Below are 21,183 nucleotides of genomic sequence, written 5' to 3'. Positions count from 1 at the left end.
CGGTGTCGGGCCTAGGCATTGACTTGCAGTGCAATCACGACCTCTTGTTCGTTCTCCGGCAGATAGTGCACCCGGAGAATGCGACCGACCTGCACCTGGGCCACGCTGGCGGGCGGCAGGAATTTATGCACGCTCGTGCTGAACGTCGTTCCGTCGGGCCGGGTTACGACTAGGCCGAGCTCGATCTTGGAGTGCCCGTCGCGAATTTCGCCGGGCACCGAAAGCGACTGCACAACAGCCTGGGCGGTAATGCCGCGCTCGGCGATATCGAGTTTGGCCTTGGTGGTGAAGCCCTTTCGGATCATGGATTCGTTCATGGCCCGCTGCGCCGCCGACATATCGCCGGAGCGGTCGACCTCGACCTTGTCGGTGCGATCGGGCAGATAACGCACCGGCAGCACGACGCCGGGCTGTAGCAGGGCGAGCTCGGTGAGCGGGACGATCATCGTGGCGTGCGAGTCGAAGATCTTGCCGTCAATGCCTTCGACGCTGAAGTCGATGCGGATCTGCGGCTGATCATTGACGGTCAGACCGGTCTGCCGGAAGGACTTGATGGTGCCGATGCCGATCGGACCATTGCGGAAGGCCGAGCTGTTGTTGCCGGTGCAGGCGGCCATGATGCCCTCGCCGGTGCAGGCGAAGACAATCGGAACGATGGTCAGGGCGATGATCGGCAGCGCCATCTGCGGCCCGACCCAGGCGAGCGTGCCGTCGTAGAAGGGGCCGGAGCTGGTGTAGGTGAAGCCGTGCCAGAGGTAGTAGCCGATGGCGAGCACGAGGAAGGCGGCGGCGAGCGAGCGGGCGATGGTTTTCATTGGTATTCCCTTGTGAATGCGGAGGTTTGGTTCGGTGGCCCGCTCACGCCCCTGGTATCGAGGGGCGTGAGCGAGCGCCGGCGAGCGAACCGAAGACTCAGCGCGCTCGCGCGCGGAGCCGTGCGGGGGACGGTCGTCCGGATCAGCCGCCGACCACGGTCGAGCAGGCGAAGGTGATGTCGAATTTCGAGCTCTTCGGGCCCGCGGTCGGATTGGTAAGGTCGGGCGCACCGACGCCCTCACCGGTGACCTTGTAGGTGTTGCCGTCCTTGACGACCTTGGCCGAACCGCCGGGCATGCCGTTACCGAAGCCGAGGGCGTAGGGCATGCCGTTGGCGCCGCCCTTGCTGCCCGCGACCGCAACGGCCTGGACGTGGTCGGTGCCGGTGATGGAGGCGCTGACGCTCAAGGTGCCGTAGGTGGCGTTATCGGTATCGCTGAGTGCGAGGGCGAGGGTATCGCCCTGTTTGGCGCAGGTGGTCTCGAACTTGCCATCGAGTGCCTTGCCGTCGACCGCGGCCGTCGACTTGCCCGACGCCGGTGCCTGGGCGGCAGCAGCCGAGGTGCCCGGCTTCGCCGAGGTGGTCGGCGAGCTGCCCGAATCGTCACTGCATCCGGTGACGAAGAGGGCGACAGCGGCGGCCGAGGCGGTAAGAGCGGCGGCGGAGATGCGGACCGGCTTGGTGTTCATGATTGTGTTCCTTTTGCTTCGTTCGGCTCCGGTGTTGGGCCGATACGAGAAAGGTAGAAATCGAATGCGCCCTACCGATCCCAGGTTTTTCGGAGTCTGAAACGGGCAAAGTTCCGTTAGCCTGGTCGAATGCGACGGCCGCGCGCGATGGTGCTGGACGAGGTTTGGCGCCGACTCGAGGGCGTCGAACCGCTCAGCGGACCCCACGGCGGGCCGCTGCGGCGGACGGTCAAGCTCATCCTGGATCCACTGGTCATCCGGCCGGTGCAGAATCCGCTGTGCGCGGGCCCGATCCTCACCGCCGACGGCGCGGTCCTGCTCGCCACCCGAATCCATGCCGCCGCCGATCTGCTCCGCGCGACGGCGGCGTGGTTTTCGCTGCTCAAACAGGTCCGACGGACGCTGCGTATCACCGAAGGCAATCCGCAGGATCTGTATTTCCAGCGCGCCTTCGAACTCGCCACCACATCCGGTATGCCGGACCAGGACCGGGACCGGGCGACCGCCGAGGCGACATTGCGCGGTGTACACGAATTCGCGGCGGGGCGCACGACACAGGCGCTCAAGGAGTACATCACCGCGGATGCGCGGACTGCCGAACTCGGCTCGTTGATCGATATCGCGTGGCGACGACGTCCGGTGGGCGGACCAACCGGAGATCATGCCGAACTGTTCGCGGCGCTGCTCGATGCGGCCGCGGCGCGCGCCGGTCGGACCGCCGACGGGCAGCCGACCTTCGATCAGCTGGTTGCGACCCATGCCGGAACGCACGGGGGAATCCGACTCTGGGACAACACCTTCGATCCGACGGCACATCAGCTCGGCCTGACCGCAGCGCCGGTACCGCAACCACCTGCGCTCGGTTCATCGGCCTCGAAGGCCAGTCTCGGATTGCCCTTCGATCGCACCATCTACGAGCGCGTATTCACCGTGCTGCAGGCCTCGAGTGAACGGGCCGAACTGCCGCCCATTCCGGAATTGGTGACCACGGAGATCGCCCGAAGTTGTTCGCCCTGGGCGCTTTTGGACGAATCACTGCGGGTCGCGGCAACGGCCGGGGTCGCGCTCGCGCTCGGGCTGCGGCCGATCACGGCCGCTGTGTCCGCTACCAATGGCGCAGCCGAAACGGCGGCGCATCGGGTGATCAATAGCCGCTGGCAGCGGGAGGCATACGTGCTGCAGGCGCGGCGGCTCGCGGTGCGCACCGATATCGAAATGCCCGATGGCCCACTGACGGCCATCGCCACCGAGCTGCGCACGCCGTGGCGGCCCTATCTGCGGCGGCTGTGGGTTCGCCTGCACGGCCGTGATGTCCGGGAGTTCGGCGTGTCCGAGCCGGATGAGCTGTGGGATCTGCTCGATGGGGTGGCGCGCTCGGTCATGCTCGACCATCGCATGCGGGTGAAACAGGCACTGAATGTGCGCTCCCTTGTCACCGAGCCGGATCCGGCGGAATCGAGGGCGAGTTGATGAGCGAGCGAACCATCGACACAGCCGAGCACTCGCTCGCGCCAAAGCCGAGCGTCAGCGAGGTGGAGGCATGAGTGAGACCGTGCGAATCGAGCCGGGCGGGGACGGGATCTGGATCATCGCGCCCGAGGGAGCGCCGACGGTGTTGGATGCTGCGGCGGCAATAGACGTGCTGGTGCTCGAGGTCGTCGGCGGCCATTTGTCCTGGAGTCTGCTTGCCGGACAGACGATTCCGGCCGCGGTGATCGATGATGTCGAGCTCGCCCAGGACTGGTTGTGGGCGGTGTACGGCGAGCGGATCGCCGTTGCCACTTCCGATACCGAGCGCGGCGAAACCGAATTCACCGACGTGGCCGAACCCGCGGTGCCGGATCTGGTGGCCGCTGCCTGGCGGCTCGGGTTCGCGTATTGGGCCGCGCGATGGTGGCCCGCATCGACGATCGATGGCATCGCTGCGCTCGACGATCGGCTGCTGGACCGGGAGATCACGGCACTACGCGCGCAGTGTGAACCGCTCATCGGTGACGATGAATCGGTGGATGTCCCTGCTTCCGTCGAAATATCGACTCGCGCAGCGGATTACGCACTTGCCGCCGGTCGCGGGGCTGACCGTCCAGCCGGGGTGCTGTCGCTCGCGCGCGGCACCAGCGGATGGGATTGGCGGCGATGCCCGCCCGGCCTCGTCGACGCGTCCGAACGAGCCGTGTCCTGGGAATCGACCCGCAGTTCGGGAACTACGACGGTCCACGTCACCGCGGTAGCCGCACCCCAATTGGGCGCGGCCGCACCGCCCCACCTGCGCCCACGCGCCCTCATCACCACGCCTGTCGGCATCGCCGAGACCGAGCTGGATCTGGTCGGCGATCTGTGGACCGGCGCGATCACCACGCCGTCGGATGCCGTTTCGACGGTAGATATCTATGTGCCCGGTGTCGGTGCGCCCGGTGCGCCCGAGTTGGGTGGTCCCGAAGTCCGGCGTCAGATTCGTGCGCTCGCGACCGCACGGTTGCGTCGGGCTACGCGCGCCGACGATGCTGTCGACGCGCCCCTGCTCGCCGAAATCGCCGCCGCCGCATCGGATTCGGACTTCTGATGCCAGCCGATGACGGTCGCGAACTACTCGCTGAAGGTGCGGCCGCCTATCAGCGCGGCGATGTTGCCGAGGCTCGGCGGCTGTTCGAGGACATCGCCAGGACCAGCACGGATGGCTTACGGATCAGCGCGCTTGTCAATGCCGCCAGCATGTGCGATGAACTCGGCGACCATGCCGGGGCGATCGCCATGTTCGGTGCCGCGCTCGCGGAGATGCCCGCGGACGCGATCGAAAAGCGGTCCGCCGCCCTGATCAACCTCTCCCAGGCGCTGCAGCACGTCGGCGATCTCGACGGTGCGCAGCAGGTGCTGGAACAGGCGCGTGCGCTGCTCACCGAACACAATGACGAAAGTATGCAGCGGGTGGCCTGTCTGCTATCGCTGACCGCCGTGGCATTTCATCGCCAGAGCTGGGCCTATGCCATCGAACTCGCCACCGAATCATTGGATGCGGCAGTGCGTTTCGCACCACATCTGGCTGGGCATCCGCTCTCGACTCTCGGTGGAATCTACTTCGAGACCGGGCGGCGCGAGCTCGCCGTCGACTTCATGGGCCAGGCGCTGACGGCCTTCGACGCGGCCGACGATCGCAATGCGGTCGCCGAGACAGAACAGAATCTGGCCGTAATGTATGTCAGGCTGGATCGGTTCGACGAGGCGGAACCGCCGTTGCGGTCCAGCCAGGAGTACTTCGAGCGCGCCGGACTCGGATACCGCGCGGGCGTCGGACTGAAGACCATGGGGTTTCTCGCCGAGGGCCGTGGCGATACCGATGCGGCGCAGCAACTCTACCGCCGCAGCCTCGACTATTTTCACGAATCCGGCGCGGTGCTCGATGCCGCCGATGTGCGTGTGCGCCTGGCGACCGTGGCCTACACGAACCGACGATACGACGAAGGCGAAGCCCTCATCAGCGCGGCATTCGCCGCCTATGCCGAGCGCGGACTCGGACTGCACTGTGCCAGAATCGATTTCTGGCACGCCGCGCTGTTGGAGTCGGTAATTGAGGCGGCCGAAACGCCGGATGCCGAGCTATTGCGGCGGGCAATCGATCTCGCGGTGCCGTCGGCGCTGGCCATCGATGCCGTGCGATACACGCTGCCCAATGGCAATCAACGCGAGAAATGGAACCGCCAGATCGCCGATCCGGCAATGCGCATGGCATTCCGGTTCGCCTATCTGTCCGGCGATGGACCGCTGATCGTGGACCTCATCGAAACGCAATGCGCGGGTACGACATTGGATGTCGCCAGATCCGCGGTCGGCACACCGCCGCGGCTGCCGCTCGAACTATTCGATCCACCGGCCATGGCGGCACCACCAACGGTGCAGGTCGGGATCGGCTCGCAGAGTGCGTCGGCACCGCTGCTCGGCACGGCGCTCGCGGAGTTCGCGGCGAGCGCGGGGCTGCCGGTGACGCCGCCGCCGCGGGTGGCAGTCGCACCGGACGGACATATCGCATTGGCCGCGTATATCGAGGCCGCCGAGCGGCGGTACGGCCATCCGGTGCGCGACAGCCGGGTGCTGCCCGCATGACAACATCGGAACAACCGACCGTCATTGTGCGGATGGCGGATGCGGGCGATCTGTATATGTCGTGGCGCTGGTTGCGCGACGACTATGCCCAGGGCGCGAGCATGCTGCCCGGGGATGCGATCACCGACGCCGTCGAGCGGTTCGCGCGGGCGCTGCCGAATCCAGCGGTACCCGGCGGACTCGAACGTGCCATGACCACCGGCGCTTTCGCCTCCTATAATGCGGAATATCTTGTCGCGCGGTCACTTTCCCGCGCATTACTGCCCTATGGCCTGGCGACACAGCTGTACGACCTGCACGTGCGCGGTGTGCGCCCACATATTCGGCTGCAACCCGCACCCCGGGTAGCTCAGATCCCCTGGGAGATCATCGCTCCCGACCCGGCGCTACGCCTGGTGGATATCGCCGATATCAGCCTGCTCGCCCCCGCCAGCATTGTGCACGGTCCGGAGCGCACGGCGCGGGCTTGGTCCGAGACGAGTGCACTCGCGGTGGTGGCCGTCCTCGACCCACGCGTCCCGGGCTTTCGCGCCGATTCCGCGCTCGGTTCCGTCCTCGGCCGCATGGACCCCGAAGCCCCACTCGCCCAACGGGTTGCCGAATATTCGGCCAAGGGCCGATTACTGCCCGCAGTCGACGATCCGACCGAGGCATTCCGCCGCACGGATATCGATCGAAGCTGGTTGAGCGAAGCTCTACGCGGCGGTGCCAGCCGCTTGACCTACGTCGGACATGTGACCGCGGCGGCACCCGAATCCGGCCAGAGCGAAACCTCCGAACTACATCTCGCCTGCGCTGCCGAATCCATCGGCTTCGCCACCCCCATCCGAGCCCACCGCCCGCTCTCGGCCAAGGACCTCTTGCTCGGCACTCACACCTTGACCGCCGAACCCGCTGCTGGACCACAACTTTGGCCCATGCCGAGCCGAGTCGCCCTGATCGCCTGCGAAAGCGGCGGCGATATGCGCTTCAGCGAGGCGCTCGGCCTGGTCGCCGCCATGATCAACGGCGGCGCCGAACTGGTGACCGCCAGCCGCTGGCCGCTCCCCACCGACCTCGCCTTCCAACGCTTCGCCGGTGCACCCCCCGACGCCCGCCCGCTCCAAGACGCCATCTGCGCCATCGACGCCGCGCACGAACACTCGGACCCGGTAACCGCGCTCGCCACCTGGCAACGAACCCGGCTCACCGCCTGGCGCACCACCAACGCCATCGAACACTCCCCCCTGCTCTGGTCCGCCTTCGCCACCGTCCGCACCTGAGGGCTCGACTACCGGTATGCGTCCGATCGCTTCGCCACAACGAAGATCGTGACCACCTGCGCGTCATCGTCGATTTCGTAAACGATTCGGCACTGGCCGATCCGGATGCGCCAGTCTCGGTTTCCGACAAGCTTCTTCGCGCCGGTTGGTCGCGGCTCAACGTGGCATCGGACAGCGGGGACGCAACCGGCGGAGCCGGCGGGGTGGGTAAGCGCCGCCGATGCCGCATTTCGCGCGGAGTTGGTCGATCCAATATTCAGCGGACCTTGCGGATGCCCAGATACTGCGGGGCCGCGAAACCGCCAGGACCGCACCGGTGCGGCAGTTGACGGAATGGCCTCGGCATCGTGAGAGCCCAACCGATTTTCACCGGCGTAGCCGCAGGAACGAGTCGCATCACACTCCGTCCGCGGCGCCCAGGTGCAGCAGCATCTCGAATTCCGGCCGTGGATCATCCAGCGCTACCACCCCCTGCACCCCGGTCCGCACGAACCCGTGCCGCAGGTACAACCGCTCGGCCGCCGCATTGCCCACGGCGACCTCCAGCCATACCTTGCGGTGTCCCGCATCGATCGCCCAGTCGAGCACCGATCGCACCAGACAATCCGAAATCCCGGTGCCCCGGGACTTTTCGGCAACCCACATCGAAATCAGATGCGCCCCAGCTCGTTCGGGATCATCGAGTCCGGCAGCGGTCCCGACGTCGATGCCGTCGACACTCGCCACGAACTGCGCGCGCTGCGACAGTAGGTCCGACCAATCCTGATCGAACCTACTCAGCGCCTGCTGCAGCGTCGCCCCGAAAGCCTCCGGCGCATCTGCCAGTGCACGCAGTCGAATGCTTCGAAATGCCGCCCAGTCCGCGGGCGTCAACAGCCGCACATGAACGATGCCCATCCGCCATCTCTACCCGTATCGGCAGCTCCCGGGCGAGTCATTTTCGGGTTGCCGGTCCGAGCTGGACAGCGGCGGGGCGAGTCAGTGGTCGTCGTAGTGGCCGTTGTGGGCGGCGTGGCGGTGACCGTCGTGGAGGTAGTCGAGGTGGTCACCGTGTTGGACGGCTTCGTGGCCGCAGCCGGGGCCGTGGGTGTGGTCGTGGCCCGGGTGTTCGACGTGGGCGGCGGGTTCGCATTCGTCCCAGTGGCCGTTGTGTTCACGATGCAGGTGGCCGTCGTGGGCGTAGTCGGTGTGGTCACCGTGTGGGACTTCGGTATGGCCGCAGCCGGGGCCGTGGGTGTGCTGGTGTTCGGTGTGCTCGTGATGCGCTGTGGTCATCGAACCTCCTCGTTTCCCATTGCTGGACGTGTGGCGCCGAGCGCGACGACACATTAACAGGTGCGCATCTATCGAGTTTACTAGAAGTGTGCTGTGCGTCACAAAACCTGGGAGAGGAACCGTTGCAGTCGCGGCGTCCGCGGGTTGTCGAACAGGGCGTCGGGTGTGCCGGTTTCAACCACTTGACCAGCGTCCATGAACAGCACACTGTCGGAGACGCTGCGCGCGAAACCCATTTCGTGGGTCACCACGATCATCGACATACCCTGGGTAGCCAGCTCGGCCATCAGCGCCAAAATGCCCTTCACCAGCTCCGGATCCAGCGCTGAGGTGGCCTCGTCGAAGAACATGATCTCTGGCTGCATGGCGAGCGCACGGGCGATCGCCACCCGCTGCTGCTGCCCACCGGACAGATTCGCCGGCCGCGAATCGGCCTTATCGGCCAACCCGACCACCTCGAGCTGCTCGACGGCCAGCGCGCGGGCGGCATCCTTGGACAGTCCGCGCAGCTTGCGCGGCCCGAGCGCGACATTCTCGGCGACCGTCTTGTGCGGAAACAGGTTGAAGTGCTGGAAGACCATGCCGATGCGCTGGCGCAACTTGTCCGGATCCTCGGTGAGCACCGACTTGCCGTCCAACAGGACATCACCCTGATCGGGTTCGTGCAGTCGGTTCAGCACGCGCAGCAGCGTCGACTTGCCGGAGCCGGACGGTCCGATGACGGTGGTGGTCTTACCCGCGTCGACATGAATGTCGACGCCGCGCAGCACCTGGTTGTGGCCCAGCGTCAGATGCAGACCGGTTCCGGTGAGAGAGGCACTCATAACTCCACCTCGCCGACGCTCGGTTCCGGCATGACTGCCTCTGGCACTGTGTTCTCGATTCGCTGGCTCATGGTTTACCCGCGCCCTTCCGTAATCGTCGCCGCCTCGACCTGGTCGATGGGCTGGTCGGGTCGGCCGGTGCGCATCCGGTGGTCGATGTAGTTCACCAGGTGCGTCAGCGGGATGGTCAGCAGCAGATAGACCAGACCGGCGGCGACCAGTGGGGAGAGATTTCCGGTCTGCGCGTTGAGATCTCGGCCGACCGCGAACAGTTCGCGCTGAGTCGCGAGCAGTCCGAGGAAGTAGATCAGCGACGAATCCTTGATCAGGGCGATGAACTGGTTCATCAGCGCTGGCAGCACCCGGCGCACGCCCTGCGGAATCACCACCAATGTCATGGCCTGGCGGTAGCCGAAACCGATGGCGCGCGCGGCCTCCAATTGACCCGCCTCCACGGATTGGATGCCGGAGCGGAAGATCTCACCGATATAGGCCGAGGCCAGCAGTGCCAGCGCGATCGCACCGAGCCAATACGGGTTATTGCCGGTGATACTGCGCACGACGGGGCCGATGCCGAGTCCGATGATCAGAATGATCACCACCGCGGGTAGGCCGCGGAAGATATCGGTGTAGACCCGGGCGGGCCAACGCAACCAGCGCGTCCGGGAAATACCGGCGACCGCGAGCAACATGCCGATGATGGTGCCGAGAACACCCGAAACCAGCGCCAGGATCAGGGTATTCGGTAGACCGGTCTTGAACAGATCGGGAAATGCCTTGCGGTACAGTGACCAGTCGAAAAACGTCTCTTTCAACTGCTGCACCGTCGATTTCGGCGCGTTCTGCGCATTGTCGGTGGTTTTCTTCGCAGCGGCGATGGCGGCGAAGTCCGGAAGTTGCGGTGTGGGTGCGGCTTTCGAGCCGGGCTTCCAGCCCGGCGGCAATTGCCTCGGCACCCAGTCGGTGTAGAGCTTCGCGTAGGTGCCATCGGCGATCACCGCGTCGAGACCACTGTTGAGCGCGTCGATAAGGGGCTGATTGTTTTTGGCGACCGCATAGCCGACGAAATTGTCCAGGCTGAAGGTGTTCTGGCTGATCGTGGTGCCGTCGCCCGGTTTCACCTGCCCCTCGGCCTGCGCCGAGGGCGCGACCCAGGCATCGACCTGACCGGACTTCAGATTCGCGTACGCGGTGGCGTAATCCGGAAACTTCACCGGATCCAGATGCAGCTGGTTGACCACGTAATCGTCCTGCACCGTGCCCTGCACGACGGCGATCCGGTTACCCCGCCCCAGATCCGAAAAGCCCTTGATAGCACTGCCATTCGGGACGACGAGCGAGAAGTAGCCGAAGTCGTAACCATTGGTGAATCCGACGCGTTCGCGCCGCTCCGCGGTGGTGGTGATATTCGACGAACCGACATCGAACCGACCGCCGGAGACCTGCGAGAGCAGCGGTGCGAATTCGGTGCCCGAGAACTCCACCTGGAGGCCGAGTTTCGCACCGATCGCGCGCAGCAGCTCATTGTCGAAGCCGGTGAACGTGCCCGCCGAGTTCAGGCAGATGCTCGGCGGTGCATCCGAGAGCGTGCCGACGGTGAGCTTGCCCGGCGTGATGAGCCGCAGCTTGCTGGTATCTATTGCCGCCACCGGCAGCGTGCTCGCGGTGGTGTAGGTGTCCGCACCGGCCGCGGCCGCCGAGCCGAGGTTCGTCGGGGCGGCCGACGCCGCGCTCGATCCGGGCGGTGTGCATTGATTTCGATCGGACGAATCGTCGCCGGAACCGCATGCCGTAGCGACGAGGCCGACGGCAAGCAAGAGCACGGCGATCAACGCACGAGACCGCACAGCGGGCAGACCAGCCATAATGGGAACCCTAGCGGCCGATAGGGCGCTGATCCGCTGCTACCCGCAGTGTGCGCGGTCGGTCACACCGCGCTGCCAGAGCGTACAGCCGCCGGGCGTGCGCAGACGGGGCGACCTGGCCCGATCCCGGAATTCGGATCACGGTGATTCGAACCTGACCACCAACCGGTGTTACGCCCCGCCCAGCACGTCGGTCCGAACCAGGGTCAGGCCAGACCTCTGACCGGCTCCGGATTGACTTCGTCACGCCAACGGACCGCCCGCTCGACCTCACTCAGATCGAACTTCGGCCCGCTCACACCGATGGTGAACAGACTCACCCCCGCCTCGACGAACCTCGCTGCCCGCTCCGCGCCGGGCCATTGCACCGAACGCTCGATCCTCGCCTGATCGGTGCCGATATCCGTGCAGTGCTCGGTGAGCACCTTGTTCTTGTGCGCGATCGCGTCGAGGTCGGCGAAGGTGTGCCAGATATCGGCGTACTGCGCGACCAGCCGCAGTGTCTTCTTCTCGCCACCGCCGCCGATCAGGATCGGGATATGGCGGGTCGGATGCGGATTCAACTTCTTCAGCCGGGCGGTGAGCCGGGCCATATTCGCCTTCAGCAGCGCCAGCCGGGTTCCCGGCGTGCCGAACTCGTAGCCGTACTCGTCGTAATCCTTCTTGAACCAGCCGGCGCCGATGCCGAGGATGAGTCGGCCATCGCTGATGTGGTCCACCGTGCGCGCCATATCGGCGAGCAGATCGGGATTGCGGTAACCGCCGCCGCTGACCAGCGCGCCGATCTCGATCCGTTCGGTCTGCTCGGCCCAGGCGCCGAGCATGGTCCAGCATTCGAAATGTGCCCCGTTGGCGTCGCCGGTCAGCGGATAGAAGTGATCCCAGTTGAAGGCGATATCGACGCCCGCGTCCTCCGCGCGCAGTACGGCGTCGCGCAGGAGTCCGTAGTCGGGGGCGTGCTGGGGCTGTAGCTGTACGCCGATTCGAACCGGTCGGGTCATGAGCATGCTCCTCGTCGTTTCGTCGTCGCTCGATCTGGTTCCGTTCTCCTGAACTTATGCAACCTTATTCACAAAGTCGCTGTAGGGTTCCTCGATAGGCGGTGCGAGTATCGCCGACCACCTGCAGGATCAGGGCCGGGACCACATTGCAGACCACGGTGGCCGGGTCGATCGGCGGTTGCCAGCGGGTGCCCCCATTCGGAGCGCTGACGAAGAAGCCGGAGATCGGCCGGAGCGCCCGACTGGCCTCGAGGCGCTCCTGCGACTGGGCGAAACGTGTGCACGAGCCGGATCGGCCACGTCCGAACAAAGTTTGGGTCAGCGAGAGACCACGGGCTCTGCCCGTGGTCTACCCGAGGGTCGGGCGCCCGATATCCGGCCGCGCACCTGCGAAATCACAGCTCGGCATGGTGACTCTTGATCGGCCATTCCATGCCTGACCTCCCGCTACGCGCTATGCTGCTTGACATATAGTATGCTGGTCGACCGGTCAGTGGGTGGGACTAGGTTTCGGTTGTCGGAGCCGGACGGAAAGGGGTCCGAGTGCCCGATCGACGCGCAGAAACCACACGCGAAAGTCGTAACATGCTGCTCGATGCCGCATCCACATTGTTTGTCGAAAAGGGGTATCAGCAAACAACATTCGCGGACATCGCGGCACGTTCCGGCATCAGTCGGGGCTCGATACCGTGGCACTTCGGCAACAAGGAAGGATTGCTCGCCGCGGTAGTCGACTACGCTTCGGAGTCGCTGTTCGGTGCATCGACCGAGGGGGATCTGGATCATGCACCACTGGTCGACGATCTCCTGTCTCGGGTAAAAGAGTTCTCGATGGCACGGGTTTCACTTCTGTTCGTGACTTTGTACGTCGAGGCTGTAGATCCGGCGTCTCCGATCCACGACAAGTACGTGGCGCTGCACGAACGATTGCGGCAGTTCACCAAGCGGTGGATCGACACCTATGTCCAGCTGCCCGGCACCGTGACATCCGAAGGCCTTGCGATAGTTCTCGTCGGCGCGGCTATCGGCATACACCTGCAGAGCGCGATGGCACCCGATCGAGTCGATATCGAGCATGCCGTCGACCAACTGAGCGAGTTGTTGAAGACAACTCTCCTGGAAAGCGGTTCTCGCTGACCGGCGAATCCATTGCCGCTGCCCATTATTGCCGCAAAGGATCGATGGGATTCCGGCTGGAATGACGCTGTGCGAGAGCTGGTTTCGAATGCTGGACGTCACGGTCGCGCATTGCGGCGCACGTGCCATTCAGCCTGCATCCGCACCAGATCCATCACGCTGATCTCAGGTGTCTCGGAGTCGAGTTCACGGTATCGCCGGTAGACGTTCACGACCACGCGCTCGGCGTCCAGCCAATCGGCGTACTCCCCGAGGTCGATGGAATCGGCGGCCTCCTGGAAGGACATGCCCTTGGCGTGGGCGGCCTCCGCCTGCTCCGATATGAACACGAGATATCCGCGAACTGCGCGGATCCCATCGGAGTCGGTGACCGGGCCGTGCCCCGGCACCACTGTCGGCGCATCCAGAGCGATCATCGTGTCGCAGGCGGTGATCCAGTTGGCGATCGGCCCGGACCATGCGACGGGGGTACATCCGATGAACAACAGATCACCGGCGAACAGCACACCGGCATCCGGGACATGGACAACGGCGTCTGCCTCGGTATGGGCGGGTCCCAGGTTCAGTACCTTCACCGGTCTGCCGCCGATATCCAGGCTGAGCTTCCGCTCGAAGGTCAGATCGGCGTTGCGCAGGGTGATGCCGCCGAAGTCGAAGTATCCGAAACGGTCCCGCGCGTATGTGCTGAGCGGGCCGAGGTCGGCGACCTGGGTCATCGCCAGCATTTCCGGCGGCGTCTCGTGGGCTATCTCGTCCGCGGTACCCACGGCGGCGATGATCCGAACCGACGGATCGAGCAACTGATTACCGTGCGTGTGATCGCCGTTGGAATGGGTGATCACGGCGTCGAGGATCGGAGCCGAATTGGTGATCGGCCGCATCGCGGCCAACATCTCCTGGGTCAGCGCCAGATCGAACAGTGTGTCGACCAGCAACGACTCGCCGTCTCCAGCGATCAGGCCCGCGTTGCTCCATCCGTACCCGCCATCCGGCAGTATCCACGCCCAGACCCCCTTACCCACTTCGTGCAGTCCCCGGGTGAACGGTATGCGTGCCGGAGCTTTGTTCACGCGACGGGCAGCAGGTTTCGCATCCGGATTCAGCCTGGCAGGCAGCGGATGCGGAGCAGGAGTCGAACGGACCGTCTGGCGTGTAGTGCCCAAACCTTGCACTCGCAAAGTGACCACATCACCGTCATGAAGCCATCCGCGGAACGACTTCGGATCGGCCATGTCCAGGTGCTCGATCAAGGTGCACGTGGGGATGGTGCCCGAGCCGAACACATCGCCGGGACGAAGTGCGACGCCGCGCGAGGCGTAGGAGATCACTTCGGCGAATGTCCAGTCCATCGCTCCGGTCGATCCGGAGCCGATCCTTTCACCGTTGACTTCGGCGACAACGTCGAGGCTCAACTGCCCGTCGCGGCGGTAGGGTTCGAGTTCGTCGGGAGTGACCAACCACGGACCGAGCGTAATTCCGCTGTCTTTGCCCTTTCCTTGCCCGATCGCCAGCTGCCCCTCGAGGATCTGCAGATCGCGCGCCGACCAGTCGTTGAAGATGGTGTAGCCGATGATCGCCCGTTCTGCTTCCGCCACGGAGAGGTCCCGGCCACCAACGCCGATGATCGCCGCGATTTCGAGCTCGAAGTCTTGCCAGGCGCTTCCGGGCGCAATGGGAACGTCCTGGTAGGGCCCGAGCACCTCGGATGGATTCGCGAAGTAGAACGCCGGGATCCGGTACCAGGCGTCTTTGAGCACGCGATTACCGGTCATGCTTTCTTGGCAGTTTCGCATGTGGTCGAGAAAGCATAGGCAGTCGCGGACTGCGGGCGGGTTCGGGATGGGAGGCCGCAGTTGCACAGCGTCCAATGCGATCACGGCAGCCGGGTTCCGTAGCGCCTGCTCACCAGCCTCACGCAGCCCGTCGCTTCCCAATCCGATCAAATCGATCAAGGCGACCCCGGGAGCTAGGGCATAGATCGCATCCGTTGACAGCACACCGACTCGGTCGCCCTCGTTTGTTTTGTACGTCAACCACTGCATCTATATCACGTACCTCACGCTATGTCGGTGAACATTCTCTATACTGGCCAACATACGACTAGTCGGCCAGCGCGTAAAGCCCTTGTCCCGCAGATCGTTCCGCCCCCGGGACAACGGAATCGGGCTGACCAGGCAGATCCTGATCTATCTCATGCTCGATGACCGCGACACCGTCCCGGACCCGCCCCCGGTGGGAACCCCAAGGCGACGGTGAGCAAGCAGGTGGTCGCGGACCGAACACCGCTGATGACCGCACTGTGACCACAGGCGGCCATAGACCGAACGCGCGCCGATACCAACATCACTGAATCCGGACCGCCGATCCCGGACGGCAAACCGCGCTCCCGGCATTCCGAACCCGAATCGGATCGGGTTCAACAGGACCCAGGTCGCGTCTTCGCGGCGACGAGCGCAGATTCAGCCGCGCGCTGCACTGCCACCGCTGATCGACCGCGTCCTGCCGCTCTCGCGGTACCTCGTGTCGGCAACGATCCTGATCACTCGGTCGGCACTCGACGGGCCGGGCCGGAGCCACTTGCCGGGCGGCTCGAGCAGTAAACCTCCTGAGTTACCGATCCCGCCCCCGGCCGGTCGAGAAACTACGGTGTCTCGTTTCGACACCGAATACGGAGATTGATTGTCCCGGCGAGACATAGCAGACGGCCGGTTGTCCCCATATTGTTCGAAGACCGAATCCAATTCCCGCCGATAGTCACCGGCAACTTCGTAAAGGATGTGGCATGGCCGCGGCAGCTGGGTACATTCCGCCCTGGCACGACACCGAAGTTCGCGAGCTCACCGAGCTTGCCGGGCATTTCTACGACCGGCACATGGAGCCGAATCGATTGAAGTTCACCGGACAACGTGCGGTCGACCGTTGGGTATGGGAAGAAGCGGGACGGTGCGGCTTGCTCTGTTGCTCCATTCCACAAGAATACGGCGGAGGAGGTGGAGACATCGCGCACGATCTGGCGATCGTCGAGGCCGAGGTGGCCCGTCCAGGAAATGAATGGGGGCATCTCGTACATGCCCTTGTGGCGCATTACATTCTCGAGTATGGGACACCTGAGCAGCGGCAGCACTGGCTGCCGAAAATGGCGAGAGGTGAAATTGTTGCCGCGATCGCGATAACCGAGCCGTCAGCGGGATCCGATCTGCAATCGCTACGGACACGGGCGAGCCTGCGGGGCGACCGTTATGTCATCAACGGATCGAAGACATTTATTTCCAATGGCGCACTGGCCGACCTGATCCTCGTCGTAGCAAAGACCGATCCGACTGCGGGCGCGAAAGGGATCTCGCTGATATGCATCGAGCCGGGCGACGCTGCGGGATTTCAGCGCGGCCGGAACCTGGTCAAACTCGGTCTGCATTCGCACGATACGGTGGAATTGTTCTTCCACGATGTCGAAGTTCCTGCAGAGAACCTGCTCGGCGGTGTGCCAGGTGAAGGATTCGCGCAGCTCATGGCGCAACTGCCGAGGGAGCGTCTCATCGCTGCGGCAACGGCGGTCTGCTCGATGGAGGTCGCGGTGCGTGAGACGGTTTCGTACGCCAAGGACCGACTGGCGTTCGGCCAATGTTTGATGGATATGCAGAACACTCGGTTTGTGCTGGCCGAAGCATCCACCGCGGCACATGCCGCACGAGTTTACCTCGATTCGTGCGTTATTCGGTTCAGGTCCGGAGCATTGGATGCTGTCGGTGCGGCGATGTGCAAGTGGTGGCTGACCGAGCAACAGTGCCGAGTCATCGACAGCTGCTTGCAGGTCTTCGGTGGGTACGGATACATGGCCGAATATCCGATCGCCCGACTCTACGCCAATGCCCGGGTTCAAAAAATCTACGCGGGAACAAACGAGATCATGAAAGAGATAGTCGCGAGATCGTTGTAAAGTCTTCGACGCAATGGCAGATATACCGGAACAGTACCTTGAATTATAGGAAGTAGATGCCGAACATGACATTCGCCGAGAATTCACCCGAATACATGGATCAACTCGAGCTCAGAATCGCCGCATTGGAGGACAAGGAGGCCATCCGAGACGTCCTCTATCGATATGCGCGCGCCGCTGACCGTTGCGATATCGACCTGTTCAAATCCTGCTACCACCCGGATGGCACCGACATTCACTGGTTTTACAACGGAAACGCTCACGACTTCGCGGACTATGTGGTGCCGCTGCTCGCCCAGATCGCCAACTCGCAGCACTCGATCACCAATCCACTGATCGACCTCGACGGCAATCGCGCGTTTGTGGAAAGCCAATGGTATGTACTGCACCATATTCCGATGAACGACGGCTCCGGGCGATTTATAGACCAGCAACTGGAGGGCCGCTACGTGGACGTCTTCGAGAAGCGGGGGGCCTGGCGGATCCTGCATCGTCAGACGGTCGTCGAAGCCGGCCGCGAAGTGGTCGTTCCCCCAAGCTCCGACCTGCCGCCCGATCACATCTCGGTCGGTCAGCGCGCACCGCATGACGTGGTGTACCAGGGCACCGGCCTGCTCGACGTACCGATTATTCCGATGCAGGGCGCCGATCTGTGGGGCGCTGCCCGCGCAAGGCACGCCCACCCGACCGGGAAGTGATCGGCCGCAATGAATATCGCAGATTGCTCGGTACTGGTGGCTGGTGGAGCGTCCGGTCTGGGCGGAGCCGTGGTGGACAAACTCGCCATGCGAGGGGCGACTGTTGTCGTGCTCGATACGCACAATGGTGACCTGGAACCCGCGACGGGTGTCGCCGTCCATCAGGTCACCGGGGATATTTGCCTGGAGGCCGATGTGGCTGCAGCGTTGGACCTGGCCGAGAGATTCGGGCCACTGGGTGCCGTGGTGAACTGCGCTGGAATTGATCGCGTCGGGCCCACGCTGAGTGCCTCGGGTCCCCTACCGCTCGAGCAATTCGCCGATGTGGTCCGGGTCAATCTTGTCGGTGCATTCAATGTGCTCCGTCTCGCAGCGGAGCGGATGGCTGGCTACCTCCCGCTCAACGGTGAGCGGGGCGTCGTGGTCAATGTGGGTTCCATCGCAGGATGCGACGCACCCGCAGGTATGGCCGCCTACGTGGCATCCAAGGCGGGTGTAGCCGGTATGACCTTGTCGCTCGCGCGTGATCTGGCCGACGCGGCTATCCGCGTGGTCACGGTCGCGCCAGGACCGTTCGATACCCCGATGTTCCGTAGGTTGCCTGCACATGTGCAGGATGCGGTAACGGCGGATATTCCACATCCGGTCCGTCCCGGAGCGCCTGCGGAATTCGCGGATCTGGTGGCGCACGTCATCGAGAATCCGATGATCAACGGTGAGACCATTCGTATCGACGGCGGCGCTCGGCTCGGGCGTGGCAATGGCTGACAGTTCGGCACGCCTGCGTATCGGTATGGCGGCGGAGTACTCCGGTGGGTTCGACACCCTGGCCGCAGAGATCAGCGACCTCGAGACCGCGGGACTTGACCTCGTGGTTGTTCCGGAAGCCTATTCATTCGATGCGGTGAGCGCTTTAGGGTATCTGGCTGCCCGGACTTCGGCGATACAGTTGGCGTCGGGCGTGATGCAGTTGTATACGAGAACGCCCACCCTCACGGCAATGACGGCGGCCGGATTGGACCATCTGTCGCATGGGCGATTCATACTCGGTCTCGGCGCCTCCGGCCCGCAGGTGATCGAAGGATTCCATGGTGTGGCCTACGACGCCCCTGTCGGCCGAACCAGGGAAGTGGTCGAGATATGCCGCCGCGTCTGGCGGCGCGAGCCGCTGACTTATAACGGATCGCACTATCAGATTCCGCTACCTGCTTGTCGCGGGACCGGCCTGGGTAAACCACTCCAGCTCATCAATCATCCTGTCCGCGAACGGATTCCCATTGTACTGGCGGCAGTTGGTCCCAAGAACGTCACGCTCGCAGCTGAAATCGCCGAGGGCTGGCAGCCGATCTTCTTCTGCCCGGAGAAGGCGCAGCAGGTCTGGGGTGATTGTTTGACCGCAGGGTTGCGTAATCGAGATCCGATGTCGGGACCGCTCGAAATCTACGCTTCGCCCCCGGCCGCGATCGTCGATGATCCTGCGCCGTACATCGATCGAGTAAAGCCGCTGCTTGCCTTGTACATCGGCGGGATGGGCGCTCGATCGCGGAATTTCTACTTTCAGCTCACCCAGCGTTATGGCTATGTCGCTGAAGCACAGCGCATCCAGGAGTTGTACCTGAGTGGCAGGAAGGCGGAGGCGGCCAGGGCGGTTCCCGATGAATTGGTGCGCTCGATCTCGTTGATCGGCCCCGAAGGCTATGTGCAGGAGCGGCTTGCCGCTTTCGCGGAGGCGGGTGCGACAGCATTGACGATTTGGCCCATCGGAGCCGACCGAATCGGTCGACTCCGGCTGACCGAACGTCTTCAACTGCTCGTCCGGTAGCGAGGTCGTTTGTTGCCATCGTCGTCGGTGAGACGTCCGATGGTGAACAGAAAGTCGTGAAGTCCAAGAGCCAGGCGGAGTTCGAATCGGACTTGCGGATCGTTCAGTGGGCGGCCGAGTACCGTCGAAATACGGGCTATGCGGCTCTTGACTGTGTTCTTGTGAATGGTGCACCGGGACGCGATCGTCGGGTGGTGTCCGTCCGATTCGAGATACACACGTAGTGTTCGGAACAGTTCACTGTCGGGGCCGTAGTCGACCAGAATCGAATCCAGCTGTTCCGCAACGAACTGTTTGACGGGGGATACGTCTGTCAGGGCGAACAGAAACCTCATCGGTCCGATGTCGTCGGCACTTACCGTCGGTCGCTGGTTACCGGCGAGCCTGGCGAATCGAGCACACGCGTCTGCCTCCGTGCGGGCACCGGTGAAATCGTGTCCCGCACGGCTGATTCCCATGATGACCTTGTTCGCAAGTTTCGACCGCACGTGTATCGCCTGGACGAACTCGGTAACCGGGTCGGTTGGCGTGGTCGGCAACGCGACCATGACGCTCGTCGGTCCGACGGTTGTGACCAGCCGGGGAAGTTCCGGCAGGCCGGCCGCGCGGGCCGCTGAGTACAGGGCGGCTTGGACCTCGGCGATATCCAGCGGATGGTCGTCGATCGGCTCGAGCAGGATCACCCGATGTGGTCGGGTGAGGTCGACGCCGAATCGTGCGCCTCGACGCACCATGGCGTGATCGAGTTGTCCGGGACTGCTCAACAACGAGCTGAGGAGTTCTCCGCCCAAACGCCATTCGACTTCGCGGCGGGCCGATTGCTTGAGCAGCTCGACCGCCAAGACGGTGAGTCCGTGCTCGACAGCACGCCATTCGATGTCGGTGAGCGGTGGCTGGGTGACAATGGTCAGCCTTCCGAGATCGGTGTCGCCTGCCATGATTCGCCGGGTTTCCCGGGGCACGCCGGATTCGGCCGCACCGCCGTACCAATGCGCGAATGGCTCCGCGAGGTCTTGTTCCAGCTCCAGCGGCCGAGCCAGTAACTCGGTCAGCGACTGGGCGATATCTGCGACACCCACGTTGCGCAACGTCGCCGCGGTCAATCGCTCATGGATGGCTGCGGACTGCTCGAGCACTTCGTTCTTCGCCGCCAGCAGCGTATTGCTGGTTTCCAACTGCGTGCGGGTGTCTCTGTTCTCGATCGCGATCGCCACCTGCGTCGCCAACGCCGAAGCGAGGTCGCGATCAGCCTCCGAAAACGCGGCGCGGCGACGTCGACCCACATACAGGGCGCCGATCATGTGGTCGGCGCGGAACATCGGCGCACAGACCAATGACACCAAGTGCTCCGCCTCCACCGCCTCCCGGACCCCGGCCGGGGTCGGATGCGGGTCACTTCGGTAATCCAGCACGCTGATGGTCTGCCGTTGCGCCAGGGCCACACCGCCGAGGCCCGTTCCCAGTCGGACCGACATCGCGGTGAAAGCCGGGTGACGGTGGCCCGTCGCCGCCACGATCTGCAACGCCTTCACCGATTCGTCCAATACTGCTAGCCACGCGACGTCCGCGCTCACCAGCCCAGCGGTCCGCTCCACGATGGTCGTAAAGACTGTCTGCAGCGCAACGTCATGGTTTTGGATCTGCGTACCGATCTCGACGAGTGCGGAGTAGGCGTGCCCACTGCCACCTGCCTGGAGGTCCCGATCGGCATCGTCGGTGGAACCCACCCGCAACTCTCCTGCCGTTGATTGTCTCATC

Annotated in this window: 19 protein-coding genes; 9 read left to right on the top strand and 10 right to left on the bottom strand. The window is 64.1% G+C overall.

From position 1 onward, the window contains the following. Window positions 1-11: 11 nt before the first annotated feature. Complete coding sequence (locus AB0L63_RS22130) at window positions 12-815, bottom strand: hypothetical protein (protein WP_364503884.1); 804 nt, start codon at window positions 813-815, stop codon at window positions 12-14. 142 nt (window positions 816-957) lie between these two features. Continuing rightward, the gene (locus AB0L63_RS22125; protein WP_364503881.1) at window positions 958-1,506 is read right to left on the bottom strand and encodes a lipoprotein LpqH; all 549 of its coding nucleotides are present in this window, start codon (window positions 1,504-1,506) and stop codon (window positions 958-960) included. Between the two features lie 147 nt (window positions 1,507-1,653). Between AB0L63_RS22125 and AB0L63_RS22120 the strand changes: the two genes are divergently transcribed. The 4 genes from AB0L63_RS22120 to AB0L63_RS22105 all read left to right on the top strand — a co-directional run bounded on the left by AB0L63_RS22120 (window position 1,654) and on the right by AB0L63_RS22105 (window position 6,866). Beyond that, the gene (locus tag AB0L63_RS22120) at window positions 1,654-2,976 is read left to right on the top strand and encodes a hypothetical protein (RefSeq protein WP_364503953.1); all 1,323 of its coding nucleotides are present in this window, start codon (window positions 1,654-1,656) and stop codon (window positions 2,974-2,976) included. 70 nt (window positions 2,977-3,046) lie between these two features. Continuing rightward, complete coding sequence (locus AB0L63_RS22115; protein WP_364503878.1) at window positions 3,047-4,069, top strand: hypothetical protein; 1,023 nt, start codon at window positions 3,047-3,049, stop codon at window positions 4,067-4,069. Beyond that, window positions 4,069-5,604, top strand: a complete 1,536-nt coding sequence (locus AB0L63_RS22110; protein ID WP_364503875.1) for a tetratricopeptide repeat protein — start codon at window positions 4,069-4,071, stop codon at window positions 5,602-5,604. The genes AB0L63_RS22115 and AB0L63_RS22110 overlap by 1 nt, the downstream gene beginning before the upstream one ends. Then, on the top strand, window positions 5,601-6,866 hold the full coding sequence (locus AB0L63_RS22105) for a CHAT domain-containing protein (protein ID WP_364503872.1): 1,266 nt from the start codon (window positions 5,601-5,603) through the stop codon (window positions 6,864-6,866). Before AB0L63_RS22110 ends, AB0L63_RS22105 begins: the two co-directional genes overlap by 4 nt. Window positions 6,867-6,874: 8 nt before the next feature. Here the strand turns inward: AB0L63_RS22105 and AB0L63_RS22100 are convergent, their stop codons facing one another. The 6 genes from AB0L63_RS22100 to AB0L63_RS22075 form a co-directional block, all read right to left on the bottom strand. Further along, on the bottom strand, window positions 6,875-7,321 hold the full coding sequence (locus AB0L63_RS22100) for a type II toxin-antitoxin system RelE/ParE family toxin (protein WP_364503869.1): 447 nt from the start codon (window positions 7,319-7,321) through the stop codon (window positions 6,875-6,877). Then, window positions 7,263-7,763 (bottom strand): GNAT family N-acetyltransferase, encoded by a 501-nt coding sequence (locus AB0L63_RS22095; RefSeq protein WP_364503866.1) that lies wholly within the window; start codon window positions 7,761-7,763, stop codon window positions 7,263-7,265. The genes AB0L63_RS22100 and AB0L63_RS22095 overlap by 59 nt, the downstream gene beginning before the upstream one ends. A gap of 81 nt (window positions 7,764-7,844) precedes the next feature. Then, a complete protein-coding gene (locus AB0L63_RS22090; protein WP_364503863.1) occupies window positions 7,845-8,141 on the bottom strand; it encodes a hypothetical protein in 297 nt (98 codons plus the stop codon). Window positions 8,142-8,239: 98 nt separating this feature from the next. Next, window positions 8,240-8,965, bottom strand: a complete 726-nt coding sequence (locus tag AB0L63_RS22085) for an amino acid ABC transporter ATP-binding protein (protein ID WP_364503860.1) — start codon at window positions 8,963-8,965, stop codon at window positions 8,240-8,242. 74 nt (window positions 8,966-9,039) lie between these two features. Continuing rightward, entirely contained in the window at window positions 9,040-10,830 is a 1,791-nt protein-coding gene (locus AB0L63_RS22080) for an ABC transporter substrate-binding protein/permease (protein WP_364503857.1), read from the bottom strand. 206 nt (window positions 10,831-11,036) lie between these two features. Next, window positions 11,037-11,831 carry an LLM class F420-dependent oxidoreductase gene (locus tag AB0L63_RS22075; RefSeq protein WP_364503854.1) on the bottom strand — a complete coding sequence of 265 codons (795 nt, stop codon included), beginning with the start codon at window positions 11,829-11,831 and terminating at the stop codon, window positions 11,037-11,039. 585 nt (window positions 11,832-12,416) lie between these two features. On the opposite strand from AB0L63_RS22075, the gene AB0L63_RS22070 reads away from it, so the two are divergent. Next, window positions 12,417-12,968: a TetR/AcrR family transcriptional regulator gene (locus tag AB0L63_RS22070; RefSeq protein WP_364503851.1), complete on the top strand. Its 552-nt coding sequence runs from the start codon at window positions 12,417-12,419 to the stop codon at window positions 12,966-12,968. A gap of 98 nt (window positions 12,969-13,066) precedes the next feature. Here the strand turns inward: AB0L63_RS22070 and AB0L63_RS22065 are convergent, their stop codons facing one another. Next, window positions 13,067-15,010, bottom strand: coding sequence for a fumarylacetoacetate hydrolase family protein (locus tag AB0L63_RS22065; protein WP_364503848.1), 1,944 nt, complete (start codon window positions 15,008-15,010; stop codon window positions 13,067-13,069). 740 nt (window positions 15,011-15,750) lie between these two features. Here AB0L63_RS22065 and AB0L63_RS22060 point away from each other — a divergent pair. The 4 genes from AB0L63_RS22060 (at window position 15,751) to AB0L63_RS22045 (ending at window position 19,425) form a co-directional block, all read left to right on the top strand. Then, complete coding sequence (locus AB0L63_RS22060; RefSeq protein ID WP_364503845.1) at window positions 15,751-16,905, top strand: acyl-CoA dehydrogenase family protein; 1,155 nt, start codon at window positions 15,751-15,753, stop codon at window positions 16,903-16,905. A gap of 65 nt (window positions 16,906-16,970) precedes the next feature. After that, complete coding sequence (locus AB0L63_RS22055; protein ID WP_364503842.1) at window positions 16,971-17,603, top strand: nuclear transport factor 2 family protein; 633 nt, start codon at window positions 16,971-16,973, stop codon at window positions 17,601-17,603. Window positions 17,604-17,612: 9 nt separating this feature from the next. Further along, the gene (locus AB0L63_RS22050) at window positions 17,613-18,371 is read left to right on the top strand and encodes an SDR family NAD(P)-dependent oxidoreductase (RefSeq protein WP_364503839.1); all 759 of its coding nucleotides are present in this window, start codon (window positions 17,613-17,615) and stop codon (window positions 18,369-18,371) included. Between the two features lie 13 nt (window positions 18,372-18,384). Further along, window positions 18,385-19,425: an LLM class F420-dependent oxidoreductase gene (locus tag AB0L63_RS22045; RefSeq protein ID WP_364503950.1), complete on the top strand. Its 1,041-nt coding sequence runs from the start codon at window positions 18,385-18,387 to the stop codon at window positions 19,423-19,425. Here the strand turns inward: AB0L63_RS22045 and AB0L63_RS22040 are convergent. Continuing rightward, window positions 19,407-21,152 (bottom strand): GAF domain-containing protein, encoded by a 1,746-nt coding sequence (locus AB0L63_RS22040; RefSeq protein ID WP_364503836.1) that lies wholly within the window; start codon window positions 21,150-21,152, stop codon window positions 19,407-19,409. The two genes, AB0L63_RS22045 and AB0L63_RS22040, sit on opposite strands and share 19 nt — an antisense overlap. Window positions 21,153-21,183 lie beyond the last annotated feature (31 nt).

It is taken from the genome of Nocardia sp. NPDC051990 (assembly GCF_040680755.1).
Classification (GTDB): Bacteria; Actinomycetota; Actinomycetes; order Mycobacteriales; family Mycobacteriaceae; genus Nocardia.
This window is presented reverse-complemented; position numbering and strand designations above follow the sequence as displayed.

Excerpts from the sequence above, each read along its gene's own strand:
- AB0L63_RS22115 (WP_364503878.1), top strand. The coding sequence starts at position 3,047 with ATGAGTGAGACCGTGCGAATCGAGCCGGGCGGGGACGGGATCTGGATC.
- AB0L63_RS22120 (WP_364503953.1), top strand. The coding sequence starts at position 1,654 with ATGGTGCTGGACGAGGTTTGGCGCCGACTCGAGGGCGTCGAACCGCTC.
- AB0L63_RS22100 (WP_364503869.1), bottom strand. The coding sequence starts at position 7,321 with ATGATCCACGGCCGGAATTCGAGATGCTGCTGCACCTGGGCGCCGCGG.
- AB0L63_RS22060 (WP_364503845.1), top strand. The coding sequence starts at position 15,751 with ATGGCCGCGGCAGCTGGGTACATTCCGCCCTGGCACGACACCGAAGTT.
- AB0L63_RS22090 (WP_364503863.1), bottom strand. The coding sequence starts at position 8,141 with ATGACCACAGCGCATCACGAGCACACCGAACACCAGCACACCCACGGC.
- AB0L63_RS22085 (WP_364503860.1), bottom strand. The coding sequence starts at position 8,965 with ATGAGTGCCTCTCTCACCGGAACCGGTCTGCATCTGACGCTGGGCCAC.
- AB0L63_RS22055 (WP_364503842.1), top strand. The coding sequence starts at position 16,971 with ATGACATTCGCCGAGAATTCACCCGAATACATGGATCAACTCGAGCTC.
- AB0L63_RS22050 (WP_364503839.1), top strand. The coding sequence starts at position 17,613 with ATGAATATCGCAGATTGCTCGGTACTGGTGGCTGGTGGAGCGTCCGGT.
- AB0L63_RS22075 (WP_364503854.1), bottom strand. The coding sequence starts at position 11,831 with ATGACCCGACCGGTTCGAATCGGCGTACAGCTACAGCCCCAGCACGCC.
- AB0L63_RS22105 (WP_364503872.1), top strand. The coding sequence starts at position 5,601 with ATGACAACATCGGAACAACCGACCGTCATTGTGCGGATGGCGGATGCG.
- AB0L63_RS22130 (WP_364503884.1), bottom strand. The coding sequence starts at position 815 with ATGAAAACCATCGCCCGCTCGCTCGCCGCCGCCTTCCTCGTGCTCGCC.
- AB0L63_RS22065 (WP_364503848.1), bottom strand. The coding sequence starts at position 15,010 with ATGCAGTGGTTGACGTACAAAACAAACGAGGGCGACCGAGTCGGTGTG.
- AB0L63_RS22070 (WP_364503851.1), top strand. The coding sequence starts at position 12,417 with ATGCTGCTCGATGCCGCATCCACATTGTTTGTCGAAAAGGGGTATCAG.
- AB0L63_RS22110 (WP_364503875.1), top strand. The coding sequence starts at position 4,069 with ATGCCAGCCGATGACGGTCGCGAACTACTCGCTGAAGGTGCGGCCGCC.
- AB0L63_RS22125 (WP_364503881.1), bottom strand. The coding sequence starts at position 1,506 with ATGAACACCAAGCCGGTCCGCATCTCCGCCGCCGCTCTTACCGCCTCG.
- AB0L63_RS22080 (WP_364503857.1), bottom strand. The coding sequence starts at position 10,830 with ATGGCTGGTCTGCCCGCTGTGCGGTCTCGTGCGTTGATCGCCGTGCTC.
- AB0L63_RS22095 (WP_364503866.1), bottom strand. The coding sequence starts at position 7,763 with ATGGGCATCGTTCATGTGCGGCTGTTGACGCCCGCGGACTGGGCGGCA.